Source organism: Rhodococcus sp. PAE-6 (genome assembly GCF_025290685.1).
Classification (GTDB): domain Bacteria; phylum Actinomycetota; class Actinomycetes; order Mycobacteriales; family Mycobacteriaceae; genus Rhodococcus; species Rhodococcus pyridinivorans.
Genome location: NZ_JAOCLZ010000018.1, coordinates 1 through 24,133, shown reverse-complemented (window position 1 = coordinate 24,133; position 24,133 = coordinate 1). Strand labels below are relative to the sequence as shown.

Here is a 24,133-nt window from a genome sequence, read left to right as displayed (position 1 = left end):
CGTGACTGTGCTCGCGCAGGGAATCGGGGCGAGTTTCCAGACCGCGGCCGCGTCCGGGCCGCTGCTGTTGGCGGTGGGCGCCTGTCTGTTGGCCGGGTTGATCTCGTTCGCCTCTCCGTGCGTGGTGCCCCTGGTGCCCGGCTACCTGTCGTATCTGGCCGGCGTCTCCGGCGCCGAAGCACCGGCCCTGACCCCTGCCGGTGTAGGCACCGCCGGGGTACACACCACGGGCCGGTGGCGGGTCACCGGCGCCGCCGGCCTGTTCGTCGCCGGTTTCACCGTGGTGTTCGTGCTGGCCACCGCCTCGGTATTCGGGGTGATCGGGGCACTGCGGATCAACCAGGAACTGCTCCAACGCCTCGGCGGGGTGATCACCATCGTGATGGGCCTGGCCTTCATCGGCCTGATTCCGGCATTGCAGAAGGACACCCGTTTTGCGCCCCGGCGCATCTCCTCACTCGCCGGCGCCCCGCTGCTCGGTGGGGTCTTCGCGCTGGGGTGGACACCGTGCCTGGGCCCGACGTTGGCCGGGGTGCTGTCTGTGGCGGCCGGCACCGAAGGCACCACCGCCGCCCGCGGAGTGCTGTTGATCGTCGCGTACTGCCTGGGACTGGGACTGCCGTTCATCGCCTTGGCGTTCGGTTCGTCCTCGGCCCTGCGCGGTGTCGGATGGCTGCGCCGCCACTCTCGCACCATTCAAATCGTCGGCGGCGTGATGCTCCTCGCGGTCGGCATCGCTCTGCTGACCGGGGCATGGGAGTTGTTCATCGCGTGGATCCGGGATGAGTTCGTCACCAGCGTGGTGCTACCGATATGACCCTCACCGACCGGAATCCGGCACCACCGCTACCGAGTCCTCCTCCGTGGCGCCGCGCCCTCGCCCAGGCCCGGAACCTGTGGCGTCAGCTCACCTCGATGCGCACCGCCCTGGTGCTGCTGTTCCTGCTCGCGGTCGCCGCGATCCCCGGGGCGCTGCTCCCGCAACGCAACCTCAACGTCGGCAAGGTCGACGAGTACATCGCCGCCCGCCCGGTTCTCGGCCCGCTCCTGGACCGACTCGAAATGTTCGACGTGTTCGCCAGCTTCTGGTTCACCGCCATCTACGCGCTGCTGATGATCTCGCTCATCGGATGTCTGCTCCCGCGCCTGCGCGAGCATCTGCGGGCGCTGCGCAGTGAGCCGGTCGCGGTACCGCGCAATCTGTCCCGGCTGCCGCACCACCACCAGGGAAAACTCGACACTCCCATCGACGACACTCTCGAGCAGGTACAGACCGTGCTGCGCCGGTGGCGAACGGTCACCCGCACCGGCGACGACGGGCACCGGTCGATCTCCGCCGAAAAGGGCTACCTGCGCGAGGCCGGCAACCTGGTCTTCCACTTCTCCCTGGTGGGGTTGTTGGTGGCGGTGGCCACCGGCCGGTTGTTCGGGTACGAGGGCGCGGTGATCGTCATCGCCGACGGCGGTCCCGGGTTCTGCAACACCTCCCCGGCGGTGTACGACTCGTTCCGAGCCGGTACCGCCACCGACGGCACCGGACTCGAGCCCTTCTGCGTCAGGGTCGAGGACTTTTCCGCCGACTACCTCGACAACGGCCAAGCGAAGATGTTCACCTCGAACATCTCCTACCAAAACGGAGAGGACTTGGGCACCGACCGCTGGCAGCAGCACCGACTGCGGGTCAACGAACCGCTGCGCCTGGGCAACGAACGGGTCTACCTCACCGGCCACGGCTACGCGCCCCGGTTCACCGTGACCTTCCCCGACGGACAATCGCGCACCGAAACATTGCAGTTCGCCCCCGAGGACGCCACCACGTTCCTCAGCAGCGGCGCCCTGCGTTTCGATCCGCCCGGCGGCACCTACCCGGATCCGGACGAGCGCCGCCGCAACCAGATCGCGCTCGAAGGGCTGTTCGCGCCCACCGCAGCGTTCGACGGCACCTTGCTGACCTCGGTGTTCCCCGACATGTTGGATCCGGCCGTGGCCATCGACATCTACAAGGGCGATACCGGCCTGGATACCGGCATTCCGCAGTCGATCTTCAAGCTGAACTCCGAAATGATCAATCAGGGCCGGTTGGTCAAACAGGACCGCGTCAACCTGAAGCCCGGCGAGTCCACGACCCTGGCCGACGGTACCGCGGTACGGTTCGACGGCGCCGAGGAATTCGCCTACCTGCAGGTCTCTCATGATCCCGCGCAGAACTGGGTGCTGGTCTTCGCAATCACCATGATGGGCGGACTTCTGGCCTCGCTGGTGATCAAGCGCCGCCGGATCTGGGTGCGGTTGCGCCCTGACGGCGCCGGCACCGCCCTCGAACTGGGGGGATTGGCCCGTACCGACCAGGCCGGGTGGGGTTCGGAGTTCACCGACATCTGTCAGCGCCTGCTACCCGATGTGCCCTCTGCTCCGAAGGAAGACCGATAGCGTATGCCGATTGACGACACCCTCGCCCGCTACTCCGACCTGAGCTTCGAAACAGCCTTCGCCATCTACTTACTGGCGCTGGTGCTGTTCATCGCCGAATTCGCGGCCGTGCGGGTGCGCCGTACCGCACCCATCCTCGCGGCCGCCACCACCTCTGCCACTTCTACCACCTCTGCGGTCCCCGCCGACAGGCCGGGCCGGGTCGCCGAGCCACCCCGGCGGGACCTTTCGGACCGGCTCGGCCGCATGGGCGTCAGCGTCCTCGTGATCGCCCTGATCTTGCACGTTGGTTCGATGGTGCTGCGCGGGCTGGCCACCGCGCGTTTCCCCTGGGGCAACATGTACGAGTTCGTCACCGTCACCTGCGCGGTGGGCGTACTTGCCGGGCTGATCGTGCTGCGCCGCCCGGCGCTGCGCGTGCTGTGGGCATTCGCGCTGATCCCGGTGCTGATCCTGCTGTTCGTCGCTGGCACCGTGCTCTACGCCGATGCCGCCCCGGTGGTGCCGGCGCTACAGTCTTTCTGGCTGCCGATCCACGTCTCGGTCGTGTCCGTCTCGAGCGGAGTTTTCCTCGTCTCCGGGGTGGCCAGCACGCTGTTTCTGCTGGCGTTGAACGCCGAAAAACGCCCGGATACCCGGCTGGCCCGACTCATGCAACGGCTCCCCGACGCCCGCGCCCTCGACCGTCTCGCCTACCGCACGACGATCTTCGCGTTCCCCTTGTTCGGTGCCGGGGTCGTCCTCGGCGCGATCTGGGCCGAAGCCGCCTGGGGCCGGTTCTGGGGCTGGGACCCGAAAGAAACCGTCTCGTTCATCGCATGGGTGATCTACGCCGCCTACCTGCACGCCCGGGCCACCGCCGGCTGGCGGGAAACCCGCGCGGCCTGGATCAACATTGCCGGGTTCGTATCTATGCTGTTCAACCTGTTCATCATCAACATGGTGGTCTCGGGGCTGCACTCCTATGCCGGACTGAACTGACACACCCTGGGCATGTGTACCTGTGTGTACAGGGGTCTGCGCGTCCGCCTAATAGGAGGGAACTCGTCGATGAGTGAGGGGGCCACCACCGTGGCGCTCCCTACCTCGGTGCGCCGCCGCGGACCGGAGTTGTCGGTGCCGGTGCGTAGTGCGGCATCGATTCTGGCCGGGCTGATGCTCTATGCCAGTTTCCCACCCCGCACGGGATGGTGGTTGGCCCCGCTCGCCATTGCCGTGCTCACCGCCGTACTGCACGGCCGACGCAGGCGCGCCGGCTTCGGCTACGGCTACCTGGCCGGGTTGGGGTTCTTTCTGCCCTTGCTGCCCTGGGTCGGTGTCTACGTCGGACCAGTGCCCTGGTTGGCGCTTGCAGCGATCGAGGCGCTCGCGGTCGGGATATTCGGCGCCCTGGCCGCGGCGCTCAGCCGCCGCCCGGCGGCCCCGGTATCGATTGCCGCCGCCTGGGTGGTCACCGAAGCAATACGCGCACGGATTCCGTTCGGAGGATTTCCGTGGGGACGGCTGGCCTTCGGGCAAGCCGAGGGGCCACTTCTGCAGCTGGCTTCCCTTGCTGGGCCTGCCGGTGTGGGCTTCGCCGTCGCGGTGATCGGCACCGCGGTGGTCACAACCGTGATCGCTGCGCGCGAGCGGCGGCCTGCGGTCGCGATGGGTTCGATGCTGCTGGCAGCGGTCGCATTTGCGGCGGCACCGCTCGTCGGGATGCGCGACTCCGCCCGCTTCCCGGCATCGACGGTCACGGTCGCGGCCGTGCAAGGCAACGTGCCGCGAATGGGGCTCGATTTCAACGCCCAGCGTCGGGCCGTGCTCGACAATCACGTCGCGGCGACCGAACGACTTGCCGTCGACGTGGCGTCGGGTCGCGCGCCCCGGCCGCAGCTGGTGGTGTGGCCGGAGAACTCCTCGGACATCGATCCGCTGCGTCAGGCCGATGCCCACGCCGAGCTCGATGAGGCCGCTGCCGCCATCGGCGTGCCCATCCTCGTCGGTGCCGTGCTCGACAACGGGGACGGCACCAGCGGTAACAGTGCGCTGGTGTGGGATCCGGTGACAGGTCCCGGGGCCCGGCACCTCAAGCGGCGCCTGGTGCCATTCGGGGAATATCTGCCGCTGCGCCCGGTGATCGAGCGCCTGTGGCCGGCGGCCGCGCAGGCAGGCCGGTTCATCCCCGGAGACGGTACCGGCCGGGTCGAGCTCAACGGCGTACCGGTGGGGGTGGCGACCTGTTACGAGGTTGCCTTCGACGATGCGGTTGCCGAGTCGGTGCGGGCAGGCGCCCAGTTGCTGGTAGTGCCCACCAACAACGCGACCTTCGGCCGCACCGAGATGACCTACCAGCAGCTGGCCATGTCTCGGCTACGGGCGGTAGAGCACGGGCGGTCCGTGGTGGTCGCGGCTACCAGCGGCGTCAGCGCTCTGATCACTCCCGACGGCGCGGTCACCAACCGCAGTGCGATGTTCACCGCCGACGTCCTCGTCGGTGAGCTGCCCCTGGGTACCCGACTGACCTGGGCGACCCGGCTCGGTTCGGGCCCTGAGGTGCTCGCCGCCGCGGCCGTGATGTGGATCCTGCTCATCGGTCGCCAGAAGGCCCACACCCACCCAATTACTAAGACAGGTAGTTTTTAGCGCCTTCTTAGTATATCGTTTCGTTATCTTACCCGTCGCGGCAACGGCGGATCTACATCGAAAGAGCATGTCAGGAGCGTTATTGTGGGACGGCACCATGCATCAACCCGGAACCAAATCCGTTACCTTACCGATATAGAACCGGGTTCCGCGCCAGGATCCGAAGGACGCCGGGGGCGGCACCGGGCGCCGACGAACCGCGCCACGACCGGGGCATGTGCATCGTCGGTCGCGACCGGCGCACTGCTGATCGTGGGATCTCAGATTCTCGCTCCGGGCACCGCGGCTGCCCAGCCGACCTCGGGTGGTGTGCATGCCGCCGCGCCTGCACCGGTCCCGTTGCCAGCCGAACTCGCAGCACTGGCCGCTCTGCCGGAGGTCGAGGCGGCGCTCGACCAACTCGCCGCGGTTCCGGGTTTTCCCGCGGTAGTGTCCCCTGCCGCCACTGTTCCGGCCCTGCCGTCGAGCTCAGCGGTGCCGACAAACGCAGCCTCCTGGGCGACACCGACACTGCAGCCCCTCGCCGTCGCTCCGGTCTCGGGCACCTTGACCTCCGCGTTCGGACCGCGATGGGGTTCGTCCCACGCCGGTCTGGACATCGCCAACAGCATCGGCACCCCGGTCTATGCTGCCGCCTCGGGCACCGTGATCGACTCCGGCCCGGCCTCCGGGTTCGGTCTGTGGGTCCAGGTCCGGCACGATGACGGGTCCACCAGCACCTATGGCCACATCAACGAAACGCTGGTTGAGGTAGATCAGCGTGTGCAAGCCGGTGAGCAGATCGCCACCGTCGGCAATCGTGGTCAGTCCACCGGTCCGCACCTGCACTTCGAAACCACCGATCCGGCCGGTACGAAGGTAGATCCGACCCAGTGGCTGCAGCAACGGGGTGTACCCCCGACAGACCTGTCGCGGATGGCATAGCCGCCGCGTCGGCTCGGCGATGGCAGCCTCCGACGGCCCCCACGTGGAAAACTATGATTTATAGTATTTACGGTAGGGCGACGGCCTATCGGTGCCGAGGAAGGCAAACGCGGTGAACAGCTCAGACAAACCGAAGTCGCAGACGCCCCGAAAGCGACCGGGACCGCTCCTCCTAGCCGACTCGCACCGGGTGCCGTGGCCGATGATCGGCGCTGCCGTGGTGATCATCGCCCTGATCGGGGCCATCGCGTACAACCTCGTCCCGAAGATCTCCGAACGCACCGAGGCCCAGAAGTACGTGCCCAGTGCGGACAACCCCGATCCGTCTGCGGTGATCGACGGGGTGGAGAAGATCGACTACCCGGCCGGAACGCATGTGCAGGCACCGCAACGGGTGGCCTACGACCAGACTCCCCCGATGGGGGGCCCACACGATCAGTACTGGGCCACCTGTACCGGCACGGTTTATTCCGAACCGATCCGCAGCGAGAACGCGGTGCATTCGCTCGAACACGGCGCGGTGTGGATTACGTACGACCCGCAGAAGGTCACCGGGGACGAGGTGTCAACATTGGAGGCGAAGGTCGACGGCCAGCCCTACACCCTGATGTCGCCCTATCCGGGCTTGCCATCCCCGATCTCGGTGCAGTCCTGGGGCCACCGCCTCGCGCTCGATGACTCCGAAGACGATCGACTCGCCCAGTTCATCACTGCCTTGCGCCGAAACCCCAACACCCACCCCGAGGCAGGTGCCACCTGCTCCACCACTCCAGGCAGTTTCGATCCGAGCGCTCCGCCGCCGTTCGATGCGTCCGCGCCGGGGCCGGACGCCGTCCCCATGACCGTGGGCCAGCAGTCTGCCCCCGCCGCCCCGGCGACAGGCTCGAACCTCGGACCCGGCAATGGCTGAGTCCGACGACACTCCCGTCCTCACTGCCCCCGCCGCTCCCGCTGCCGGTGGATGGGCCAGGCTCGGCCGCACGCTCGCCGTGGGTGTGTTCGCGCTCGTCGTCGGTCTCTATCTGGGTATCGGTGCCTCGGGACTGAGAGGCGGTCATCCCGAGCCACCTGCACAGGACTCGGTCGAGGTTGGCTTCGCCCAGGACATGTCGGTGCACCACAGCCAGGCGGTAGAAATGTCGGCCATGGCGCTGACCAACGCGACCGACCCGGCGGTCCGCACCCTCGCCTACGACGTGCTCACCACCCAGCAGGGCCAATGGGGCACGATGCAGGGCTGGTTGGCCGTATGGGACCGACCGCTGCAGGCGGCCGGGGAACCGATGACCTGGATGCGCGCTACCGAGGACAGCGCCGGGACGGCGGCAGGTATGACCGAGCACGCGGCGATGCCGCCCGGATCGGCCATCCAAGGACCACGGATGCCCGGGATGGCCACCACCTCCGAACTCGACACGCTACGACGCACCACCGGCCCCGCATTCGACACCCTGTACCTGCAACTGCTGCTTCGGCACCATCAAGGCGGCCTGCCGATGGCACGCTACGCCGCGGCCAACGCCACCGAACAAGTGGTCACGACGCTGGCCCGACAGATCGCCGACACCCAGCAAGCCGAATCGACGACGATGCAGCAACTACTTACGGCCCACGGCGCCGCACCCTTACCGATGAACTGACCGGCGAAACTGCCAGGACCCGGACCGGCACCGTCCCGGGTCGGCGCTCAGGAGCGATCATGAAACAGTCGTCGACCATGCGGGTGTCCCGCCTGGTGTTCCTCTACACCGCAGTCCGTCTGGCGGTGGTCGCCGGCTGCGCCGGCGCCGCGGTGGCCGGCGTCCACCTTCTCGGACTCGAGGTGTCGCTGACGTGGACGCTCCTTGTCGGTGTACTCGCCGGGATAGCAGTGTCGCTGGTAGCCCTGCATCGGCTGCGCACCCGGATCAACGACGAGATCCGCATCATCGATAACCAGCGAAAATACCCACCGAAACGGCCCCGGCCCTGATCCTCATCAATCCGATGTTTCGGAACGGACGCAGTCAAGGCCGCGCCGTCAAATAGATCAACACCAAATTGAGCGCCGTGATCGTGGCAGCAATAACCCACGCCACCATGGTGGTGAGCCGATGGTTGACGTCGATGCCCATCAGCGCCCGATCGCTGGTCAGACGCACCAGAGGGATCAACGCAAAAGGAATACCGAACGACAGCACCACCTGCGAGAGCACCAGGGCCCGGGTCGGATCCGTCCCGAGCGCGACCACCACCAACGCCGGCACCAGGGTGATCAAGCGCCGCGCCAGCAGCGGTATCCGTCTGCGCAGCAGCCCGTCCATGATCAAGGACCCAGCGTAGGCACCCACCGAGGTCGACGCGAACCCGGAGGCCAACAGGCCCAGCGCGAACAGCAGCGCTACCGTCGAGCCGAGTTCTAGGCCCAGCGCCGTGTGCGCCTCCTCGATCGAATCGACCCCCTCCCGGCCCTGCAACGTTGTCGCGGCCGTGAGCAACATGGCCAGATTCACCGTGCCCGCCACCACCATGGCCAGTCCGACATCCCAGCGTGTGACCCGCAGCAGCACGGCCCGTCGCGGACCGGGCTCGGGATGACCGTGACGATCCCGGACCAGTCCCGAGTGCAGGTACACCGCATGCGGCATCACGGTCGCACCGAGCATGGCCGCCGCGAGCAGCACCGATTCGGCACCGTCGAAGCGCGGCACGAGTCCTGCGGCCACGGCGTGGGCGGGGGGCGGGGCAACGAAAAGGCTGGTGACGAACCCGATCGCGATGACCAGCAACAGACCGGTGATGACCCGTTCGAAACCGCGCTGACCACGCGTGTCCTGCACCAGCAGCAAGAGCAACGAGACCGCTCCGGTGATCAACGCTCCCGTCAGTAGCGGGAGATCGAACAGTAGGTTCAGGGCGATGGCGCCGCCGATGACCTCGGCCAGGTCGGTAGCCATGGCGACCAGTTCCGCCTGTCCCCAGTACGCCAAGCGCGCCGGTAGGGACATGCGCTCGCGGAGCACCTCGGGCAACGACCTGCCGGTGACCAGACCGAGTTTGGCGGACAGGTACTGCACCAGCGCGGCCATGACATTGGCCACCACGATGACCCACACCAGCAGATAACCGAACTGGGCCCCGGCACTGACGTTGGAGGCCACGTTGCCCGGATCGACGTAGGCGATAGAGGCGACGAATGCCGGTCCGAGAAGAGTCCCACGGCGCCACCGTTGCACTGGCCCGACATTGCGCGTCAGCGTCATCCGCCCTCCAAAAGGTTTCCCTGAATTAAAAGTCAGGGGAACCGAAATTTCAAGAAGTCGCGGTGTGCACAGAGTCCCGGCGAGGAGATGACTGCGGGCAGCACCTCCTCGCCGAGTCCGGTGTCAGCTCTTCCGGAAGGCGCGCATTGCCGCCCAGGTGCCCCCGGCGATGACCAGCACCCCCAGTACTGCGAACCCCAGCAGCAACGGAATCGACGAGCCTGAGGACTGTGAGTCCTCAGGGGCAACCTGCGCTTCGGTGGTCTCGGGCTCGGCTGCGCCCGACGAGGGGGACGCCTCCTGAGCCTCGGAGGTCGGTGTCTGCCCGGCCGCCGCGGTGACGGTGAAGGCGTAGGAACCGGTGATGGGATGGCCGTCGGCGGAGACGACCCGGTAGCCGACGGTATACTCCCCTGCGGTCAAGGGCTCCGGGATGGCCAGCCGCACCCGTTCTGCGTCGACAATCGCCTCGGAGCTTCCCCGTTGAGTGCCCGAACTGTCGGTAAGTGTCACGGTGGCGAAAGCGGTGTTGATGGGTTGGTTGAACTCGAGTTCGATTCCGTCCGGGGAACTTGCCACCGTGGCGTCGGCGGCGGGAGTCGAACCGATCAACATGCTGTGAGCTTGCGCGGGCGCGACGCCGAGGAGCAGCACCGCGGCGGCCGCGGCGAAGATCGTGATGAGTCTGGTCATGGGAACATACTTTCTCGGCTCCCTACCCCGGCGCAGCGTCCGGCGCGGTGGCCTGTCGAGAGAACGCAAAGGGTGCTGATCGGGGTCTACCCTAGCCCATCTACTATGTACCGTAGTTTTACGGTTGGTCGGTGACGCTACCGGCTCGCTCAGACACCGAGACGGACGAGAATATGAAACTGACGACCAATGTGAAAGTGTCCGCGGCTCTGGTCGCCCTGTTCGTGGTGTTGTTGTCGGTGTTGCTCTACACCAATAGGGCCGGGACGAACGCCGGGACGACTGGCCAAGAGGCGCCCGGCGCTGCCACGGCACCGGTGTGGACCCCAGATATCCGTACCTTGTCCACGGCCCCCGACGACAAGGTCCAACTCGTCGAATTCCTTGATTTCGAATGCGAGTCCTGCCGGGCCTTGTACCCGGTGATGGAACAAATCCGCAACGAGTACGTCGGGCGGATCGACTTTGGGATCCGCTACTTCCCCATTCCCAGCCACACCAACAGCCATCTGGCCGCACGGGTCGTCGAAGCCGCGGCCCGGCAAGGGCGTCTCGAGCCGATGTATCAGCTCATGTACGACACCCAGGCACAGTGGGGCGAGTCGAGCCAGTCCCAGGAAAAAGTATTCTGGGGTTTTGCCGAACAACTGGGCCTGGATATGGCCGCATTCGAGCGGGACGTCAACGATCCCACCGTCAGCGCGCGCGTGGACCGGGACTTCGACGACGGTCTTACCCTCGGTGTACAAGGCACACCCACCCTGTTCCTCAACGGCGTCGAGCTGCCCCCCATGCCCACCTACGAACAGCTACGGGCCCGGATCGACGCGGCGCTGGCCGAGTGAGCGCCCCGACGCGTCCGGCGGCGCCTGCCACCGACGAGGCGTCGGGTCGGACGCTCGGCAGCACGGGGGTGGGCTGGATCCTCGTTGTCTGCGGCGCAGCGGGGCTACTAGCCTCGCTGGTACTCACCGTCGAAAAGTTCGCCGTGCTGGCCGATCCGGCCTATCGGCCCTCGTGCAGCATCAACCCGGTCATCAGCTGCGGGTCGATCATGACCTCGTGGCAAGCGGAACTGTTCGGCTTCCCTAATCCGTTGCTGGGCGTCATCGGTTTCACGGTCGTACTGACCACCGCCGTAGCGGTCCTGGCCGGGGCCGGCGTGCCCCGCTGGTATTGGAACGGCCTGTTCGCCGGCCTGACCGCGGCGGTCGCCTTCGTGCACTGGCTGATTTTCCAGAGCCTCTACCGGATCGAAGCGCTGTGCCCGTACTGCATGGTGGTGTGGCTGGTCAGCGTGCTCGGCTGGTGGTATTGCCTGCTGCACCTCGAGGCGGTGCAAAAACATCGACCGTTGCGGTCATGGCAGCGGCTGCACCGGCTGCATGCAGTGGTCCCCACCGTCTGGACGCTGACTGTATCCGCCCTGGTAGCGCACGCCTTCTGGCCGTACTGGCAGACCCTGATCTGACAAAAGTTTCCGGGTAGCGGCAGCCTCCGCTCACTCACGGCGCATCGAGCGATATTCTCCCCATCGCGAGGTACCTTTTGCGAGGCGCGCGGGAATGCTCGGACGACTACGTGCCGTCCTCGCGTGGTGGAGGAAGCCGGTGCAGGTACTGCTCGGGCAGCTCGGATTCGGCAGCCCGACGGGCAGCCTCGGCCTCGACCATCTGCGACGACCGCGCCCAAACCACCTTGATCCAGTGGTACGCCAGGACGGTCATCGCTCCCCACCCCAAAAACAAGCCGATGCCCGGGCCGGCCCCACCGGCGACGGGATCGAGGGTCTGCCGCGACCACACGGCAAGCACACCGAACACGATCGCCAGCGTGCACCCGGCGCTGGCAAACCAGGCCAGCACCCATCGTCGGGTCACCAGCGCCAGCATCGAGAGCACGATCCCGAACACCGCTGCCAGCACCAAAAAGATCCGCGAAGGAAGGGTGATGGTTTCGGCCTGTGCCACCGTAGAGCCGGCCAGCACCTGCCAGCCGTTGGCGCCACCGTTGTGCGGAAGTGAGAACGAGACCGCCACCACCACCACCACTGCAGCGACCACCACCGCACGCATCCCGGGATCGATCTGTCCGGCGACCCTCTTTTCGGCGGCCGCCAGCTCCTGTCGACGGTGGACCGGATCGGGGTAGACAGTCGACTCGTCGCCGGGCTGTACCTCGTCCGGATCACTACGGTCACCCGACTCGCTCATAACTCGACCTCCGCCCTGGGAAAATGTTCCGGTGACCGCGACCGTCCAAAGCGGAGCAGACCGGTCGGCCCTCGGATGGATCCAGCCCGATCCGTCCGAGGACCGACCGGCGCAGGTACCCGCACCCCTCGGACCAGGCACCAGCCCTCTACCCGGGATCGACCAGCACCTGTGCCTGGGGCTCGTCCCGCCACAACTGCGCAATGATCGCGCAATACGACCCCGCGGTAGCGGACCAGGTCGCGGAGGCATCGACTACCCCCAGCCCCCGGCCGATAACTCCGGCCGCGAGCAGCACCGCCCGATTGGCCAGTGCCGCAGCCGGACTGCCACGCTCGACGACGGTGCCGGCCAGGTCCGCCGCCACGTCGAAGAGCTCTGTCGGCACGGCCGGTACCGACTCGGTTCCTAGGCCATGCTCGCGCAGGTGCGCACCGGCACGAAGATGCCGATCCACCTGCCCGAGAACATGTTCCAACGCACGCACATGTCGGCGCAACTTACCCGGCTTGCCGATGTGCGCGGCGGTGATCGGCGGCAGGCGACGTAACCGTTGAGGATCCGGAAGCCCTGCATGCTCGAGCGTCACGGCGGTCAGGTCTCGGATGAGCCAGTCGGCCAATGCCGCGGTGGCTCGGTCTGTTGCCGGCACGGTCACCACCGGCATGTTGGTCTTCAACGGTATTTTCCGATCTTTCGGCGCCGAGACGGCGAACGATTTATTCCTTCGTATCGGTGCGTGCCGAGGCCTCGCCGGTGCTCCGCGGTTCGGCAAGCTCACGCTTAGCGATTTCGGTGCTCCTGGGCGCACCACCGAAACCCACGTGTGCCTCGGCCCTCATGCGTTCGACCATGTGCGGGTAGTGCAGCTCGAACGCCGGCCGTTCGGAGCGGATCTGCGGCAGTTCGGTGAAGTTGTGTCGCGGCGGCGGGCAGGTAGTCGCCCATTCGAGCGAGTTGCCGTAGCCCCAGGGGTCGTCGACAGTGACGATCTGCCCGTAGCGGTAGCTCTTGAAGATGTTCCACACGAATGGCAACACCGAGGCACCGAGGACAAAAGATCCGATCGTCGAAATCGTGTTCAGGGTGGTGAATCCGTCCGAGGGCAGGTAGTCGGCGTACCGGCGGGGCATGCCTTCATTGCCCAGCCAGTGCTGGACGAGAAAGGTGGAATGGAAGCCCAGAAATGTCAACCAGAAATGCCACCTGCCTAGGCGCTCGTCGAGCATTCGACCGGTCATCTTCGGAAACCAGAAGTAGATACCCGCATAGGTCGCAAACACCACGGTGCCGAACACGACGTAGTGGAAGTGCGCCACCACGAAGTACGAATCGTGCAGCTGGAAGTCCATAGGAGGGGAGGCCAGGATCACGCCCGACAGGCCGCCGAAGAGGAAGGTGATCAAAAAACCCACGGAGAACAACATCGGTGATTCGAAAGTCAACTGCCCCTTCCACATGGTGCCGATCCAGTTGAAGAACTTCACTCCGGTCGGGATGGCGATCAGGAAGGTCATGAACGAGAAGAACGGCAGCAGCACCGCGCCGGTGGCATACATGTGGTGCGCCCACACCGCGATCGACAGGGCCGCGATGCCGAGGGTGGCGTAGATCAGGCCGGTGTAACCGAAGATCGGCTTCCGGGAGAACACCGGGAAAATCTCGGAGACGATGCCGAAGAACGGCAGCGCGATGATGTAGACCTCGGGATGACCGAAGAACCAGAACATATGCTGCCAGAGCATCACTCCGCCGGTGGCGGGATCGAAGAGGTGACCGCCGAGTACCCGGTCGTATAGCAGCCCCATCAACGCTGCGGTCAGCAGCGGAAAGGCGATGAGGATCAGGATGGAGGTGACGAGAATGTTCCAAGTGAAGATCGACATCCGGAACATCGTCATGCCGGGGGCTCGCATACACACGATGGTGGTGATGAAGTTGACTGCGCCCAGGATGGTGCCCAGTCCTGAGATGGCCAGGCCCACGATCCATAGATTTGCGCCCATGCCGGGGGAGTGCACTTCCGTGCTTAAAGGCACATACGCGGTCCAGCCGAAGTCGGCGGCGCCGCCGGGGGTGATGAAGCCGCCGACTGCAACGAGGGATCCGAACAGATACAGCCAGTAGCTGAAGGCGTTCAGCCGGGGGAATGCGACATCGGGCGCGCCGATCTGCAGTGGAAGGATGTAGTTGGCAAAGCCGAACACCACAGGAGTGGCGTACATCAGCAGCATGATCGTGCCATGCATGGTGAACAGCTGATTGTACTGCTCATTCGAGAGGAACTGCAGACCCGGCGCGGCCAGTTCGCTGCGCATGATCAGGGCCATCAGGCCTCCGATAGCGAAGAACGCGAACGCGGTCACCAGGTACATCTGACCCAGTACTTTCGGGTCGGTCGTGGTGATCATTTTGTGGATGAACGCACCCTTGGGGCCGCGCCGCGCCGGCATGGGGCGGGTAGCGGCAGGCCAGGGTGGCGGGGCGAGAGCGGTCATGTGCTGTCCGATCCGAAGTTTCGCGCGAGCGCACGGTGATGAGACGCCCTCGAGCGTACCTAATTACTATGCTGCATAGTAATTAGGGTCGGTTCGGTCGCCCGTGCCGGATCATGCCTGAGCGAGGGTCAGGCACACGGCCGCGGAGGTCGCCGCCAGCCCGACCAGCGCGGTAGCGACAGGCATAGCCATCGACAACGCCGCAGCTGTGGCGTACGACACCTTCGGGCACCGCGTCCGCCAGCTCACGCGCAGCTTGAGCAGTCGCAGCGAGATCTCGTTGCTCAACCCCAAGGTCCCGGCCGGCTGCGGCAATGTCGAAGCGGAGACCACGGTCAGCGCCGAGCACACCGTCGCCGTGCTGGTGGCGCGGGCAGCGTGCTGATCAGCGGTCAGTTCGACCAGGGTTTTGACCGCGGCCGGGGCGGCGGCGAACAACGGCACTGCCGGAAGCACCGCGGCCAAGATGTCACATGTGGTGACGATCAGGTGGTGACTGCCTCGCAGGTGTGCCCGCTCGTGGGCCAGGACAGCATCGCGTTCGGAACCGCTCAGACACTGCGAGAGCCCGTCGGTAGCCACCACGAATCCGGGTCGGCCGGCCACGCTGTAGGCCATTGGCATCGGGTGCGCCAGCCACATCACACCGTCGTCGCGGGAGTGGGCGACGATGGAGACCACATCACGGTGGTAGTCGAGTAGACGGGTTTGTTCTCTGGTGTACCGCCGACCCAGGATCACGGCTCGCACGGTTATGGTGAGCAGGGCCAGGGCTCCGGTAGCGGCCAGGGTTTCGGTGATCCACGGCTGCATCGCGTGGGAAACCGCGGACAGACACCGCACCACGGCCTCGACCGCGGTCTCGGCAGGCGCATGGTCGGGCCAGGCCAAGGTGACCACCGCGGAGGCGCCGAAGAACAAGGCCCCGGCTATGCTGCCCAGCCACGCCGCCAGCAGGACTCCGGGAGGCACGGAGGTGGCGGCGAGCGGACCGAGCATTCGCGGGGCCGCCATCGAGATCAGGGCGGCGCCGAGCAACAGGACCAGGGCCAATGTCATTGGTCGGCGGCCCGGCCCGTCCAGCCCCGGCGCAGGGCATCGTATTCGCGGTCGCTGACCGTCTTGGCGAAATGCAGCAGCACCGCGCTGGGGTCGGTGCTGCTGTCGAGCAGGGCGCGCAGTGCCTCGGAGGTGGCTTCCTCCCGGCTGCGTGAGGGCGAATAGTAGTAGGCGCGACTGCGTTTTTCTCGCTGCACCCAGCCCTTCTCATACAGATGGGTGACCACGGTCAAAATGGTGGTGTAGGCGAATTCCTTGCGATCGCGAAGCCGTTCGACCAGGCCATGGACCGACTGTGGCTCGTCGGTCGACCACAGTTCGTTCATCACCTCGGCTTCGAGACCCCCCAACCTGTGTATGGCTTCCCTCGCAGACATTCGCCGATTATCCCTTATCTATGTGCGTGCATCTGACGCGATCTGAACCCCTCGTGCGTTCAACCATGCCATGGGATCGGCCTTCTGGCCGTCCGGTCCCCACACTTCATAGTGCAGATGTGGCCCGGTCGATTGTCCCCGATTGCCCACGGTGGCGATCTGTTCCCCGGCTCGCACGCGCTGACCTGCAGAAACCAAGGCCTGATCGATGTGCCCGAACACCCCGATCGTGCCGTCGTCCTGCAGGATTCGTACCCACAGTCCGAAGCCGGAGGCGGGACCGGCCTCGAGTACCGTGCCATCGGTCACCGAGACGATCGGGGTGCCGATCGAGTTGGCGATGTCGAGCCCGTAGTGGCTCGTGCCCCAGCGGGGTCCGAAGTTCGACGTGAGCGTGCCACTGACAGGCATCAGCGTTTTTGGGCGGCGCGCCTCGGCCTCTTGCATGAGTCGGCGCTCCTCCCGGATCCGTGCCCGGTCGAGTTGATCCGCGAAGTCTGCCAGCATCGGCACCTGCACGGCCTGCAACACCTGGGGGGCCTGGGGTAGCACATCCGTAGGGGCTGAGGGTTGCGACGCGGCCTCGATCTCGTCGCTGACCGTGGGAGGGACCGAGGCGGCATGGGCGCTCGAGGTCGTTGCTGCCAGCAGCGCGCCTGCCGCTACCGACACGGCCAGCACGCGTCCGCTGGTTCCTGGGCTCGTTCGGCGATGCGCGCCTTTGCTTCGGATCGGCCTCGGGGCGAGGGCGTCCGCATGCTCGGCAAGGGCATCCCGATGCTCGATATCGAGACGTTCTACCGGGTCCAGGACAGCCACTGTCGTCGGGAAAGCAGCGTCATCGCGACCTGCGTCGATGGGATCGGTCGGCTCGGGAACAGGCCACGCTGCAGTACTACAGTCAGAGCGGCGGGGAACGACGAGTTGGGGCTCTGGTTTACGGTGTCGGGCCAAGATCGCATCCTCAAGAAGGCACCCGCTCGCGTGATAACGAAACGGTGACGGACACCGACACGTTACTACTATTCTGCATAGTTTCAATACCGGATCGTTACCCGGTCTCCGATTCGCGCTTGGGGTCGTGGCCGGAGTCAGCGGCGTCGGCTGCTGCCGCGGTACGAGAGTGTGGGTGCAGTCCGTTCAGCATCGCGTTGTACGCGGCCAGTTCGCGATCTCCCTCGCGGTCGACCTGGTCGTTCCGCTTCCGGGCACGCTGGTTTTCGATCGAACTCCATCGCACGAGCGCGAGCACGGTGGCCAGTAGCAGCGGTAGCTCGCCGACGGCCCACGCCAGGTTTCCACCGAGTCGCTGATTGGCAGCCAAGTCGTCGAACCAACCCAGTTGCAGTGAGGTATAGAACTCGGCGGCGATCACAAAATCCGCCATGATCAGGGCGACCAGAAAGAACGCGTAGCCGGCCAGCGCGACCGCCACTGCTCCCACGCGCGTCAACGGTCCCTGCGGCACGGGGACAGGATCGATCCCGACGGTGACCCAGAAGAAGACCAACCCCACCGCCAGCAACCACATATCGAGCACCATGCGTCCCGGGTAGGAGCCGCCGTCGTACAGTCCTCCGAGATACAACAGGTAGAAGGTGCCCACGAGCACCACCGCGGCCACCAGGGGATGGGTCACCCATCGCAGTGCGGTGCTGGCGAAAATCGCCCGCATCCAGTCGCGGGCTCCTGGAACTGCATCGCTGGGGCCGGAGCGAACCGCGCGGGCCGCCAAGGTGAGCGGAGCGCCCAGAACCAAGCACATGGGCACCACGATCGCCAGCGCTGCGGATGCGGGCAGGTGCACGCTGAACGCCGCCGGGGCGTAGCGCCCGACCCCGGAGGATGTCACCAGAAGCAACACTAGACAGCCGAGAAGCCAGGACACGGTGCGCCGGACCGGCCACGGCTGCCTCACTGCACGTAGCCTCCGCACTCCCAGCAGGTAGAGCGCTGCCAGCACGACCGCTGCGGTTCCCAGTAACAGATCGAACCGCCACTCCGTCAGCAACCTGCCCAGCGTCGGGGCACCATCGAACCCGTACCCCAAGACTTCGTCGACCAGGCTGGGTTCGCGACGTTCGCCCAATGGCGGCGGAGTACGGCCCAACGCCACCCCGAGTCCAATCGTGGCCGTCAGGACCGCAGATTCGATTACCGCCAAGCGTATGAACGTCCCCCGATTCGACGCGTCGGCGGCCAGAGCCGTGATCGCCACCGTCCGTTGGCGCCAGCCCAGCCACCCCACTACACCGAGTGCGACGACCTTGGCCAGGACCACAAGTCCGTAGGGGCCGGACAGAAACTCCCGAAGCGGAACCCGCACCAGAGCATTAATTATTCCCGACGCAGCCATCACCACGAATGCCACCGTCGCCAGCGCGGAGAACCGGCGTGTGGCGACATCGAGATGTCCGCCACCACGCACGGCGTGCAACACCAACGCTGCCAATCCCCCGGCCCACAGTCCGGCCGCCACCAGATGAAGTATCAGGCTGTTGGTGGCAAGATCATGCGATCCGCCCCCGGCGGAATGTCCCGTCAACGCGCGTGGCATCAGGCTCCCTACCGCCAGGACCAGCAACAACGGTGTCCACCGGTGCTGCAGAATGAGGCGGCATCCCAGCCCCACCGCGGCAGCCATACACGCGGTCCACAGCCAGGCGGTGGATGCCTCGATTTGCCCCACCGACTGCACGAACGGAACCGGATCGGCGAACACGGTGCTCAGTGGTTGGCCGGAGGTGTCCGACAACGACAGAGGAATCAGCACCAGCGCCGATCCTGCCCATAGCGCTGCAGCCGCGCCCGCAGTCCGCACCGCGCGGTAACCGTCGACATCGAGCAGCCCGGAACGCTGTGGTGGTACCAGCACCGCCGCCACCAGCAACGACCCGATCATCACCACCGCCGCCACTTCCCCTATCGCGGTGGCGGCCGGGAGTCCGTATCTCGTGAGCACTCCTGGATCCGGCAGCCCGAGCAACCGCAGAACCTCGCTGCTCGACACGGCCGCCAGGGCGGCCGCCACCAGGGCCGCGCCTGCCGTCCAAGAGACCATCATGCCGACTACAGCTCTACTGGTACCTGCCACGGAAAACCTCACCTCGTCCGTTGTTCGCCCGTTCCCGCCGGCCGAACCTGCAGGCCGCGCCTCGCCGCCGAAATACTATGAAGGATAGTTGATCGTGCCGATCCAATTTTCGCGACCATCCTATATATTCATGCGCATATGACTATATGATGTCGGTGTCTTGAGAAAGGAAAACGATGAGCCACGGACACGGACACGGCCTCTCGCCCGCCCAAGCCACCAGCGCCTCCGGCCGACACGTCCGACGGTTGTGGATCGCCGTGGCCCTGGGCCTGGTGACCTTTGTGCTCCAGGTCGTCGTCGGACTCTCCACCTCGTCGCTGGCCTTGCTCTCCGACTCCGCGCACGTGTTCACCGACGTGTTCGGCGTGTTGATGGCCGTCACCGCTATCACCGTCGCCCAGCGTGCCCGCACCCGACCGGACCGGACCTTCGGCCTGTACCGCACCGAAGTGTTCGCCGCCCTGCTCAACGCACTCCTGCTGTTCGGCGTCGCCCTCTGGATTCTCTACGAAGCCCTCCAACGACTGTCCGCCCCACCCGAAGTCCCCGGCCTGCCCGTCACCATCGTTGCCGTGGTCGGCCTCACCATGAACGTCATTTCGTTTCTCCTGTTGCGCGCCGGCGCCAAGGAGAGCATCAACGTCCGCGGGGCCTACCTCGAAGTCCTGGCCGACATGCTCGGTTCGGTCGGCGTGCTTATCAGCGGTGTGGTGACCATCGTGTTCGGCTGGCGGTACGCCGACCCGCTCATCGGTGTCGCCATCGGACTCTTCGTCCTGCCCCGGGCCTACAATCTCGGCCGACACGCGATCGGCATACTGCTCCAACAAGCCCCGAAGAGTATCGACATCACCGAGGTCAACGCCGCCCTTAATGCCCTTCCTGGAGTCCATGAATCCCACGACCTGCACGTCTGGACTCTTACCTCGGGCATGGAAGTGGCCTCTGCACATCTGGTCACCGAATCCGACGCGGACTCCACAGCCGTGCTCACAGCGGCACAAACCTTGTTGGCGGAACGCTTCGGCCTCGAACACGCCACCCTGCAGGTCGAACCCCACGACGGCGAGGGACGCTGTCGCGAACTCTCGTGGTGACCTCCACAGACCCACCAGGAGTCCCTGGGACGAACACGGCGCACGCTGCAGCTCCTTCGATCCTACGGTCACTGTCGCCGAGGCTGCGATGGCCAGTTCGAAGTTGTTGCCCGCGGCGGTGAACGCCAGGGTGGTGGTGCGCTCGTAGCCCAGACCGATCGCGGCGCCGAACAGGAACCCGCCGCCCCACATGAGGACAAAATAGGTGAGCAGAGGCAGAGCGATGCGCACGACGTCCCATGGCTGCGACGTGATCTGTTCGCCCTGGAGCGCGAATAGGAGCACGATCGTGAACAGCAACCCGTACAGCGTCCACGGCCCAGCCGGTCGACAGAGGCAGCACTCGCCAGTTCGACACGCTCTTCGGCAGCTAGACCTATTCCGAGGTCGCCGATCTGATCGCTGAGCCGCTGCGCCTGCAGGCCGGGCTGCTGCCCGACGGCAAGGTCGCCGCCGTACGCGCGCTGCAGGCCGACGGAGCGAAAGTGGTCGTCGTCGGAGACGGCATCAACGACGCTCCCGCGCTGGCCGCTGCGCATGTCGGTATCGCCATGGGTGGCGCGGGATCGGATCTGACCTTGCAGACCGCCGACGCGGTCGTCGTCCGTGACGACCTCACCGCCATCCCTGCGGTGATCCACCTGGCCCGGAGGGCTCGACGCCTGGTCATCGCCAACCTCGTCATCGCCGCCTCGGTCATCGTGGTCCTGGTGACCTGGGACCTTGTCGGCACGCTGCCGCTGCCGCTGGGAGTGGCGGGTCATGAAGGCTCCACCATCCTCGTCGGTCTCAACGGACTGCGATTGCTGCGAGAGACCGAATGGCGCCGTGCTGTCCGCACAGACCGACACAGTTCCGCTGCGCACGTGTGACCTCGCCACCGTTAGTCATCTGGCCGAATCCACCTTCGACGCTCACCTGTCTCATCTGCTTCAGGTGGTCACCGATTTCGAAGAGCATGGCATCGGTTTTCCCTCGGTGACCGCATCGATACTGTGGTAACGAAGTGCTCCATCTCCGATGTCACAGAATGTACGTCTATGGAAGGCACCTGATGCTGCGCAAGTTCGTCGTCGTGACCGCTGTGACCGCCGCGCTCGGAGCGGGTTCGATGGGTACCGCTGCTGCGGACACCGCCCCACCCGTGCCTGCCCTCAACTTGTGCAAGTGGGAGCGCTTTACGCCGGAGTGCATTGCACTGTGGTTGGCGGGCGTGGCGACCGGCTCGGCGGGATCCGGTTCTGCCTTGTCCTGATCGACGGCGCTCGTTAACTGTGGCTCTGGCGCACTCCTGTGGGATGCGTCGGAGAGAATCAAGACCGACGACAACTGCATGAATGCACGGCATGCGTGCACGTCCAGCGGGCGACTCCATCAGACTCCCTTCACAGTCCCTCAAGCACCCCCATCAGGTCCTCGAGGAGCGCATCGGTGCGGGCTTCGATCTCGTCGAAGACGTCGGTGAGGTCTTCGAGGGTCTGGTGATCGCGGCGGCGGGCGGTGGTACCGCGGTCGTAGTAGCCGGCGTCGAGGTCGATCTCAGGCTCGACCCAAGCGTCGACATCGTCTTGCGGGGGAACGGGCAACACCTTCCGTACCGGGGCCCGGCCGGACAGGTGCGCCCGGGTCAGCGCCGACACCGATTGCGGGGTCATCGGCTGCGCGTGTGGGAGGTGTCCCCAGCGGTCGATCGGACACAACAGCGGTTGCCGAGCCTGTTCCGCATCGAGCGGATCGGTGATGATCTCGCTCGGGTCGGTGAGGTGATGGCGCAGCAGATGGGTGCCGGGATACTGGTCGAGGAACGCCTGGATCTGCGCCCACCGCTGGTAGATCGCGACCGCGGGGTTGTCCCCGGTCTCGGAATCCGGTGGGAGACGGAATCTTTCGCCGGTCCGGGTGGTAACCACGAGGGTGTTGCCGTCGAGGCGGAGGTCGCGGCGGCGCAGCCGGGTGAGGTCGGTGAAGGTCATGCCGGTGGCGGCGAGGACCAGCAGGAGCGCGTCGCGGCGGCCGAACAGTCCGCTCGGCCATCCCTCGACAGGTAGTTCGGCCGCCCGCTGCACCAGAAGGCGCCCGAGCCGGTCGAGACGCGAAGCACGAGTGGTGTCGAGGTGCCGGCGCACCATCTCGGTCCGCCCCGGGGCGGGATAGCCGTGCCCGGTGTGGACGGCGTTGATCGCCGACAAGCGGCGCCGCTGCGTCGCGACCACGGCCGGGTGCTCGTGCAGGAACAACGCCAGGGATTCGGGTGCGGCGGGGATGGGATGGTGGTCGGCGGCGGTGCACCAGTCGGTGAACAGGGCCCAGTCATGGCGGTAGCGGGCGGGGATCCGCAGGTCGAGGTCGGCATCGTGAACATCGGTGCTGCGGAAGAACTCTCGTCCGGCGCTGGCGCTCACGGTCACAGGCCGAGATTGGTGACGGCGTTGCCGATGAGTGGTGCGTGTTCGCGGGCGTAGGTCTCGAGCATGGCGGGGGTGGTGTGACCGGTCTGGCGCATGATCGCGTGCGCGGAGGCGCCGTTGCGGAAGGCCTGGGTGACGAATCCGGCCCGCAACGAATGACCACCGAGCTGTTTGACGATGTCGGGGTCGTAGCCGGCCTGTTCGGCGCGGCGCCGGATCGCTTTGTGTACCGCCGCCCCCGACAGGACAGTGTCGGAGAGGTTGCCGTGCTTGCGGATCGCCCGCAACCACGGCGAGGACGGCGCCATGCGTGGTCGCGATCCCCGGCAGACGTGCGCCTCGAAGGGTTCGGCGGTGCGGAGCAGCCGGATGACGGCGGGGCGGCCCCCGGTGTCGAAGGCGGCGACGACCTGCGCCCACCGCATCCACGCACACGGCGGGCAACTGACGTGGCTGTGCGTGAACGGCAGGGCCCGGATACTCCCCCGCCCTTCCTGATCGGTCTTCGATTTCCGGAGTTTGATGTGCAGCCCGTCGAGCCGGTGCAGCGACACGTCGCTACAGGTGAGCGCGACGAGTTCGCTGCGGCGAAACGCCCCGGCGAAGCCCACCAAGAAGATGGCGGAGTCGCGGCGTTCGAGGACCTCCGCGGCCCAACTGCCGGTATCGGCGCGCATCTTCTCGACGATGGTGACGATGTCGGCGGTGAGCAACGGCGCCCGCGGGGTGCGGGGCCGCTCCCCCGCCGCCGCATAGTCCCGGCGGATCCCGGACAGGGTCGCGGTGACCAGCTCGTCCGCTCCGGGGGCGGGGTGGCCGGCGCGGCGGTGGTGGAAGCCGATCCCGGCGACCCAGCGGGCCAACGTCGAGGGTGAGTAGGCCCGCTCCCCCACCTCCGACACCGTCGATGCCGCGTCGTGGAGGTAGGCGGCGACGGTGAGCGGATGCGCCGGCAGCGGGGCGTGTCCTTCGCGCTGGCACCAGGCGGTGAAGCGTTGCCAGTCGGCGGCGTAGTTGCGGCGGGTCGACTCCGACCGCGACCGCCCCGCTGTCCCGGCCACCTGCACGAGGGTCTCGGTCGGCAACACCGGCACCGACGGCGCAGCTGGGGCCGACTCGGTCGGCACAGGCACGGAAACGTCGTCCGGACGGTGGCTGATCAGGTCATCGGGCACGAAACAGGAGCCTACCGTCCCGCACCGACGCTCTCGAGCAGGAAAAGGCGCTCAACAGGTGTTTCGGGGGCGATGGTGCGCTAATGGCAATTATCGGCACTGACCCCGCACAAACCATGACTGACATAGCACCAGGGCGAAAATCCGCCCGGTTTATCCAGTTGTTTGTGTCGAGATGCGGCGAAGATTAGCGAGATGGACGGGGCAGATTAACTTGAGACTTCCCATCGGGATGTCAGTGCCGTGAGCTGGGGTTTTCCCATCCATGTCAGTAGGTGTTCCCACTCGATGT

At 66.2% G+C, this 24,133-nt stretch carries 23 protein-coding genes and 2 pseudogenes; 13 read left to right on the top strand and 12 right to left on the bottom strand.

The features are described from left to right. Position 1: 1 nt before the first annotated feature. The 8 genes from NVV99_RS23280 (at position 2) to NVV99_RS23245 (ending at position 7,954) form a co-directional block, all read left to right on the top strand. Positions 2 to 817: a cytochrome c biogenesis CcdA family protein gene (locus NVV99_RS23280; protein ID WP_033098587.1), complete on the top strand. Its 816-nt coding sequence runs from the start codon at positions 2 to 4 to the stop codon at positions 815 to 817. Beyond that, positions 814 to 2,430 (top strand): cytochrome c biogenesis protein ResB, encoded by a 1,617-nt coding sequence (locus NVV99_RS23275; RefSeq protein WP_006554180.1) that lies wholly within the window; start codon positions 814 to 816, stop codon positions 2,428 to 2,430. Before NVV99_RS23280 ends, NVV99_RS23275 begins: the two co-directional genes overlap by 4 nt. A gap of 3 nt (positions 2,431 to 2,433) precedes the next feature. Further along, complete coding sequence (gene ccsB / locus NVV99_RS23270; RefSeq protein WP_006554179.1) at positions 2,434 to 3,411, top strand: c-type cytochrome biogenesis protein CcsB; 978 nt, start codon at positions 2,434 to 2,436, stop codon at positions 3,409 to 3,411. Between the two features lie 174 nt (positions 3,412 to 3,585). Further along, entirely contained in the window at positions 3,586 to 5,058 is a 1,473-nt protein-coding gene (gene lnt / locus NVV99_RS23265) for an apolipoprotein N-acyltransferase (RefSeq protein WP_226950135.1), read from the top strand. Between the two features lie 84 nt (positions 5,059 to 5,142). Continuing rightward, positions 5,143 to 5,982: a M23 family metallopeptidase gene (locus NVV99_RS23260; RefSeq protein WP_033098564.1), complete on the top strand. Its 840-nt coding sequence runs from the start codon at positions 5,143 to 5,145 to the stop codon at positions 5,980 to 5,982. A gap of 202 nt (positions 5,983 to 6,184) precedes the next feature. Next, complete coding sequence (locus NVV99_RS23255; protein WP_033098563.1) at positions 6,185 to 6,892, top strand: DUF3105 domain-containing protein; 708 nt, start codon at positions 6,185 to 6,187, stop codon at positions 6,890 to 6,892. Beyond that, positions 6,885 to 7,622 carry a DUF305 domain-containing protein gene (locus NVV99_RS23250; RefSeq protein WP_033098562.1) on the top strand — a complete coding sequence of 246 codons (738 nt, stop codon included), beginning with the start codon at positions 6,885 to 6,887 and terminating at the stop codon, positions 7,620 to 7,622. The genes NVV99_RS23255 and NVV99_RS23250 overlap by 8 nt, the downstream gene beginning before the upstream one ends. A 59-nt stretch (positions 7,623 to 7,681) precedes the next feature. Next, positions 7,682 to 7,954, top strand: a complete 273-nt coding sequence (locus tag NVV99_RS23245) for a DUF4229 domain-containing protein (RefSeq protein ID WP_006553277.1) — start codon at positions 7,682 to 7,684, stop codon at positions 7,952 to 7,954. A gap of 34 nt (positions 7,955 to 7,988) precedes the next feature. Here NVV99_RS23245 and NVV99_RS23240 read toward each other — a convergent pair whose 3' ends face one another. Both NVV99_RS23240 and NVV99_RS23235 read right to left on the bottom strand, forming a co-directional pair. After that, positions 7,989 to 9,224, bottom strand: a complete 1,236-nt coding sequence (locus tag NVV99_RS23240) for an Nramp family divalent metal transporter (RefSeq protein ID WP_006553276.1) — start codon at positions 9,222 to 9,224, stop codon at positions 7,989 to 7,991. A 123-nt stretch (positions 9,225 to 9,347) separates the two neighbouring features. Next, on the bottom strand, positions 9,348 to 9,917 hold the full coding sequence (locus NVV99_RS23235) for a copper resistance CopC family protein (RefSeq protein WP_006553275.1): 570 nt from the start codon (positions 9,915 to 9,917) through the stop codon (positions 9,348 to 9,350). Between the two features lie 173 nt (positions 9,918 to 10,090). Between NVV99_RS23235 and NVV99_RS23230 the strand changes: the two genes are divergently transcribed. Beyond that, positions 10,091 to 10,762 (top strand): thioredoxin domain-containing protein, encoded by a 672-nt coding sequence (locus NVV99_RS23230; RefSeq protein WP_006553274.1) that lies wholly within the window; start codon positions 10,091 to 10,093, stop codon positions 10,760 to 10,762. After that, positions 10,759 to 11,388: a vitamin K epoxide reductase family protein gene (locus NVV99_RS23225; RefSeq protein WP_006553273.1), complete on the top strand. Its 630-nt coding sequence runs from the start codon at positions 10,759 to 10,761 to the stop codon at positions 11,386 to 11,388. Before NVV99_RS23230 ends, NVV99_RS23225 begins: the two co-directional genes overlap by 4 nt. A gap of 106 nt (positions 11,389 to 11,494) precedes the next feature. Here the strand turns inward: NVV99_RS23225 and NVV99_RS23220 are convergent, their stop codons facing one another. From NVV99_RS23220 to NVV99_RS23190, 7 genes are all read right to left on the bottom strand, one after another. Then, positions 11,495 to 12,130 (bottom strand): hypothetical protein, encoded by a 636-nt coding sequence (locus NVV99_RS23220; protein ID WP_006553272.1) that lies wholly within the window; start codon positions 12,128 to 12,130, stop codon positions 11,495 to 11,497. A 148-nt stretch (positions 12,131 to 12,278) separates the two neighbouring features. Then, on the bottom strand, positions 12,279 to 12,809 hold the full coding sequence (locus tag NVV99_RS23215; RefSeq protein WP_085989315.1) for a hypothetical protein: 531 nt from the start codon (positions 12,807 to 12,809) through the stop codon (positions 12,279 to 12,281). Between the two features lie 40 nt (positions 12,810 to 12,849). Continuing rightward, positions 12,850 to 14,628, bottom strand: coding sequence for a cytochrome c oxidase subunit I (gene ctaD / locus NVV99_RS23210; RefSeq protein WP_039958315.1), 1,779 nt, complete (start codon positions 14,626 to 14,628; stop codon positions 12,850 to 12,852). A gap of 111 nt (positions 14,629 to 14,739) precedes the next feature. Continuing rightward, a complete protein-coding gene (locus NVV99_RS23205) occupies positions 14,740 to 15,687 on the bottom strand; it encodes a M56 family metallopeptidase (RefSeq protein WP_006553269.1) in 948 nt (315 codons plus the stop codon). Then, complete coding sequence (locus NVV99_RS23200) at positions 15,684 to 16,046, bottom strand: BlaI/MecI/CopY family transcriptional regulator (protein ID WP_033098755.1); 363 nt, start codon at positions 16,044 to 16,046, stop codon at positions 15,684 to 15,686. Before NVV99_RS23200 ends, NVV99_RS23205 begins: the two co-directional genes overlap by 4 nt. A 36-nt stretch (positions 16,047 to 16,082) precedes the next feature. Beyond that, positions 16,083 to 16,796 carry a M23 family metallopeptidase gene (locus tag NVV99_RS23195; RefSeq protein ID WP_225623919.1) on the bottom strand — a complete coding sequence of 238 codons (714 nt, stop codon included), beginning with the start codon at positions 16,794 to 16,796 and terminating at the stop codon, positions 16,083 to 16,085. 319 nt (positions 16,797 to 17,115) lie between these two features. Then, the gene (locus NVV99_RS23190; RefSeq protein ID WP_228045308.1) at positions 17,116 to 19,158 is read right to left on the bottom strand and encodes a cytochrome c oxidase assembly protein; all 2,043 of its coding nucleotides are present in this window, start codon (positions 19,156 to 19,158) and stop codon (positions 17,116 to 17,118) included. 176 nt (positions 19,159 to 19,334) lie between these two features. Between NVV99_RS23190 and NVV99_RS23185 the strand changes: the two genes are divergently transcribed. After that, positions 19,335 to 20,258, top strand: coding sequence for a cation diffusion facilitator family transporter (locus tag NVV99_RS23185; protein ID WP_039958313.1), 924 nt, complete (start codon positions 19,335 to 19,337; stop codon positions 20,256 to 20,258). 84 nt (positions 20,259 to 20,342) lie between these two features. Here the strand turns inward: NVV99_RS23185 and NVV99_RS23180 are convergent. Beyond that, positions 20,343 to 20,579, bottom strand: a pseudogene (locus NVV99_RS23180) (arsenic resistance protein); the annotation flags it as partial. 15 nt (positions 20,580 to 20,594) lie between these two features. On the opposite strand from NVV99_RS23180, the pseudogene NVV99_RS23175 reads away from it, so the two are divergent. Together NVV99_RS23175 and NVV99_RS23170 are read left to right on the top strand one after the other, a co-directional pair. Beyond that, positions 20,595 to 21,130 (top strand): annotated as a pseudogene (locus NVV99_RS23175) (HAD-IC family P-type ATPase); the annotation flags it as partial. A gap of 182 nt (positions 21,131 to 21,312) precedes the next feature. Next, a complete protein-coding gene (locus tag NVV99_RS23170; RefSeq protein WP_006553262.1) occupies positions 21,313 to 21,513 on the top strand; it encodes a hypothetical protein in 201 nt (66 codons plus the stop codon). Positions 21,514 to 21,643: 130 nt separating this feature from the next. Here the strand turns inward: NVV99_RS23170 and NVV99_RS23165 are convergent, their stop codons facing one another. Both NVV99_RS23165 and NVV99_RS23160 read right to left on the bottom strand, forming a co-directional pair. Then, a complete protein-coding gene (locus tag NVV99_RS23165; RefSeq protein WP_100167943.1) occupies positions 21,644 to 22,660 on the bottom strand; it encodes a hypothetical protein in 1,017 nt (338 codons plus the stop codon). A 2-nt stretch (positions 22,661 to 22,662) separates the two neighbouring features. Next, the gene (locus NVV99_RS23160; RefSeq protein ID WP_033098744.1) at positions 22,663 to 23,841 is read right to left on the bottom strand and encodes a tyrosine-type recombinase/integrase; all 1,179 of its coding nucleotides are present in this window, start codon (positions 23,839 to 23,841) and stop codon (positions 22,663 to 22,665) included. Positions 23,842 to 24,133 lie beyond the last annotated feature (292 nt).

Excerpts from the sequence above, each read along its gene's own strand:
- NVV99_RS23185 (WP_039958313.1), top strand. The coding sequence starts at position 19,335 with ATGAGCCACGGACACGGACACGGCCTCTCGCCCGCCCAAGCCACCAGC.
- NVV99_RS23240 (WP_006553276.1), bottom strand. The coding sequence starts at position 9,224 with ATGACGCTGACGCGCAATGTCGGGCCAGTGCAACGGTGGCGCCGTGGG.
- NVV99_RS23230 (WP_006553274.1), top strand. The coding sequence starts at position 10,091 with ATGAAACTGACGACCAATGTGAAAGTGTCCGCGGCTCTGGTCGCCCTG.
- ctaD (WP_039958315.1), bottom strand. The coding sequence starts at position 14,628 with ATGACCGCTCTCGCCCCGCCACCCTGGCCTGCCGCTACCCGCCCCATG.
- NVV99_RS23205 (WP_006553269.1), bottom strand. The coding sequence starts at position 15,687 with ATGACATTGGCCCTGGTCCTGTTGCTCGGCGCCGCCCTGATCTCGATG.
- NVV99_RS23220 (WP_006553272.1), bottom strand. The coding sequence starts at position 12,130 with ATGAGCGAGTCGGGTGACCGTAGTGATCCGGACGAGGTACAGCCCGGC.
- NVV99_RS23235 (WP_006553275.1), bottom strand. The coding sequence starts at position 9,917 with ATGACCAGACTCATCACGATCTTCGCCGCGGCCGCCGCGGTGCTGCTC.
- NVV99_RS23275 (WP_006554180.1), top strand. The coding sequence starts at position 814 with ATGACCCTCACCGACCGGAATCCGGCACCACCGCTACCGAGTCCTCCT.
- NVV99_RS23255 (WP_033098563.1), top strand. The coding sequence starts at position 6,185 with ATGATCGGCGCTGCCGTGGTGATCATCGCCCTGATCGGGGCCATCGCG.
- NVV99_RS23245 (WP_006553277.1), top strand. The coding sequence starts at position 7,682 with ATGAAACAGTCGTCGACCATGCGGGTGTCCCGCCTGGTGTTCCTCTAC.
- ccsB (WP_006554179.1), top strand. The coding sequence starts at position 2,434 with ATGCCGATTGACGACACCCTCGCCCGCTACTCCGACCTGAGCTTCGAA.
- lnt (WP_226950135.1), top strand. The coding sequence starts at position 3,586 with ATGCTCTATGCCAGTTTCCCACCCCGCACGGGATGGTGGTTGGCCCCG.
- NVV99_RS23250 (WP_033098562.1), top strand. The coding sequence starts at position 6,885 with ATGGCTGAGTCCGACGACACTCCCGTCCTCACTGCCCCCGCCGCTCCC.
- NVV99_RS23170 (WP_006553262.1), top strand. The coding sequence starts at position 21,313 with ATGCTGCGCAAGTTCGTCGTCGTGACCGCTGTGACCGCCGCGCTCGGA.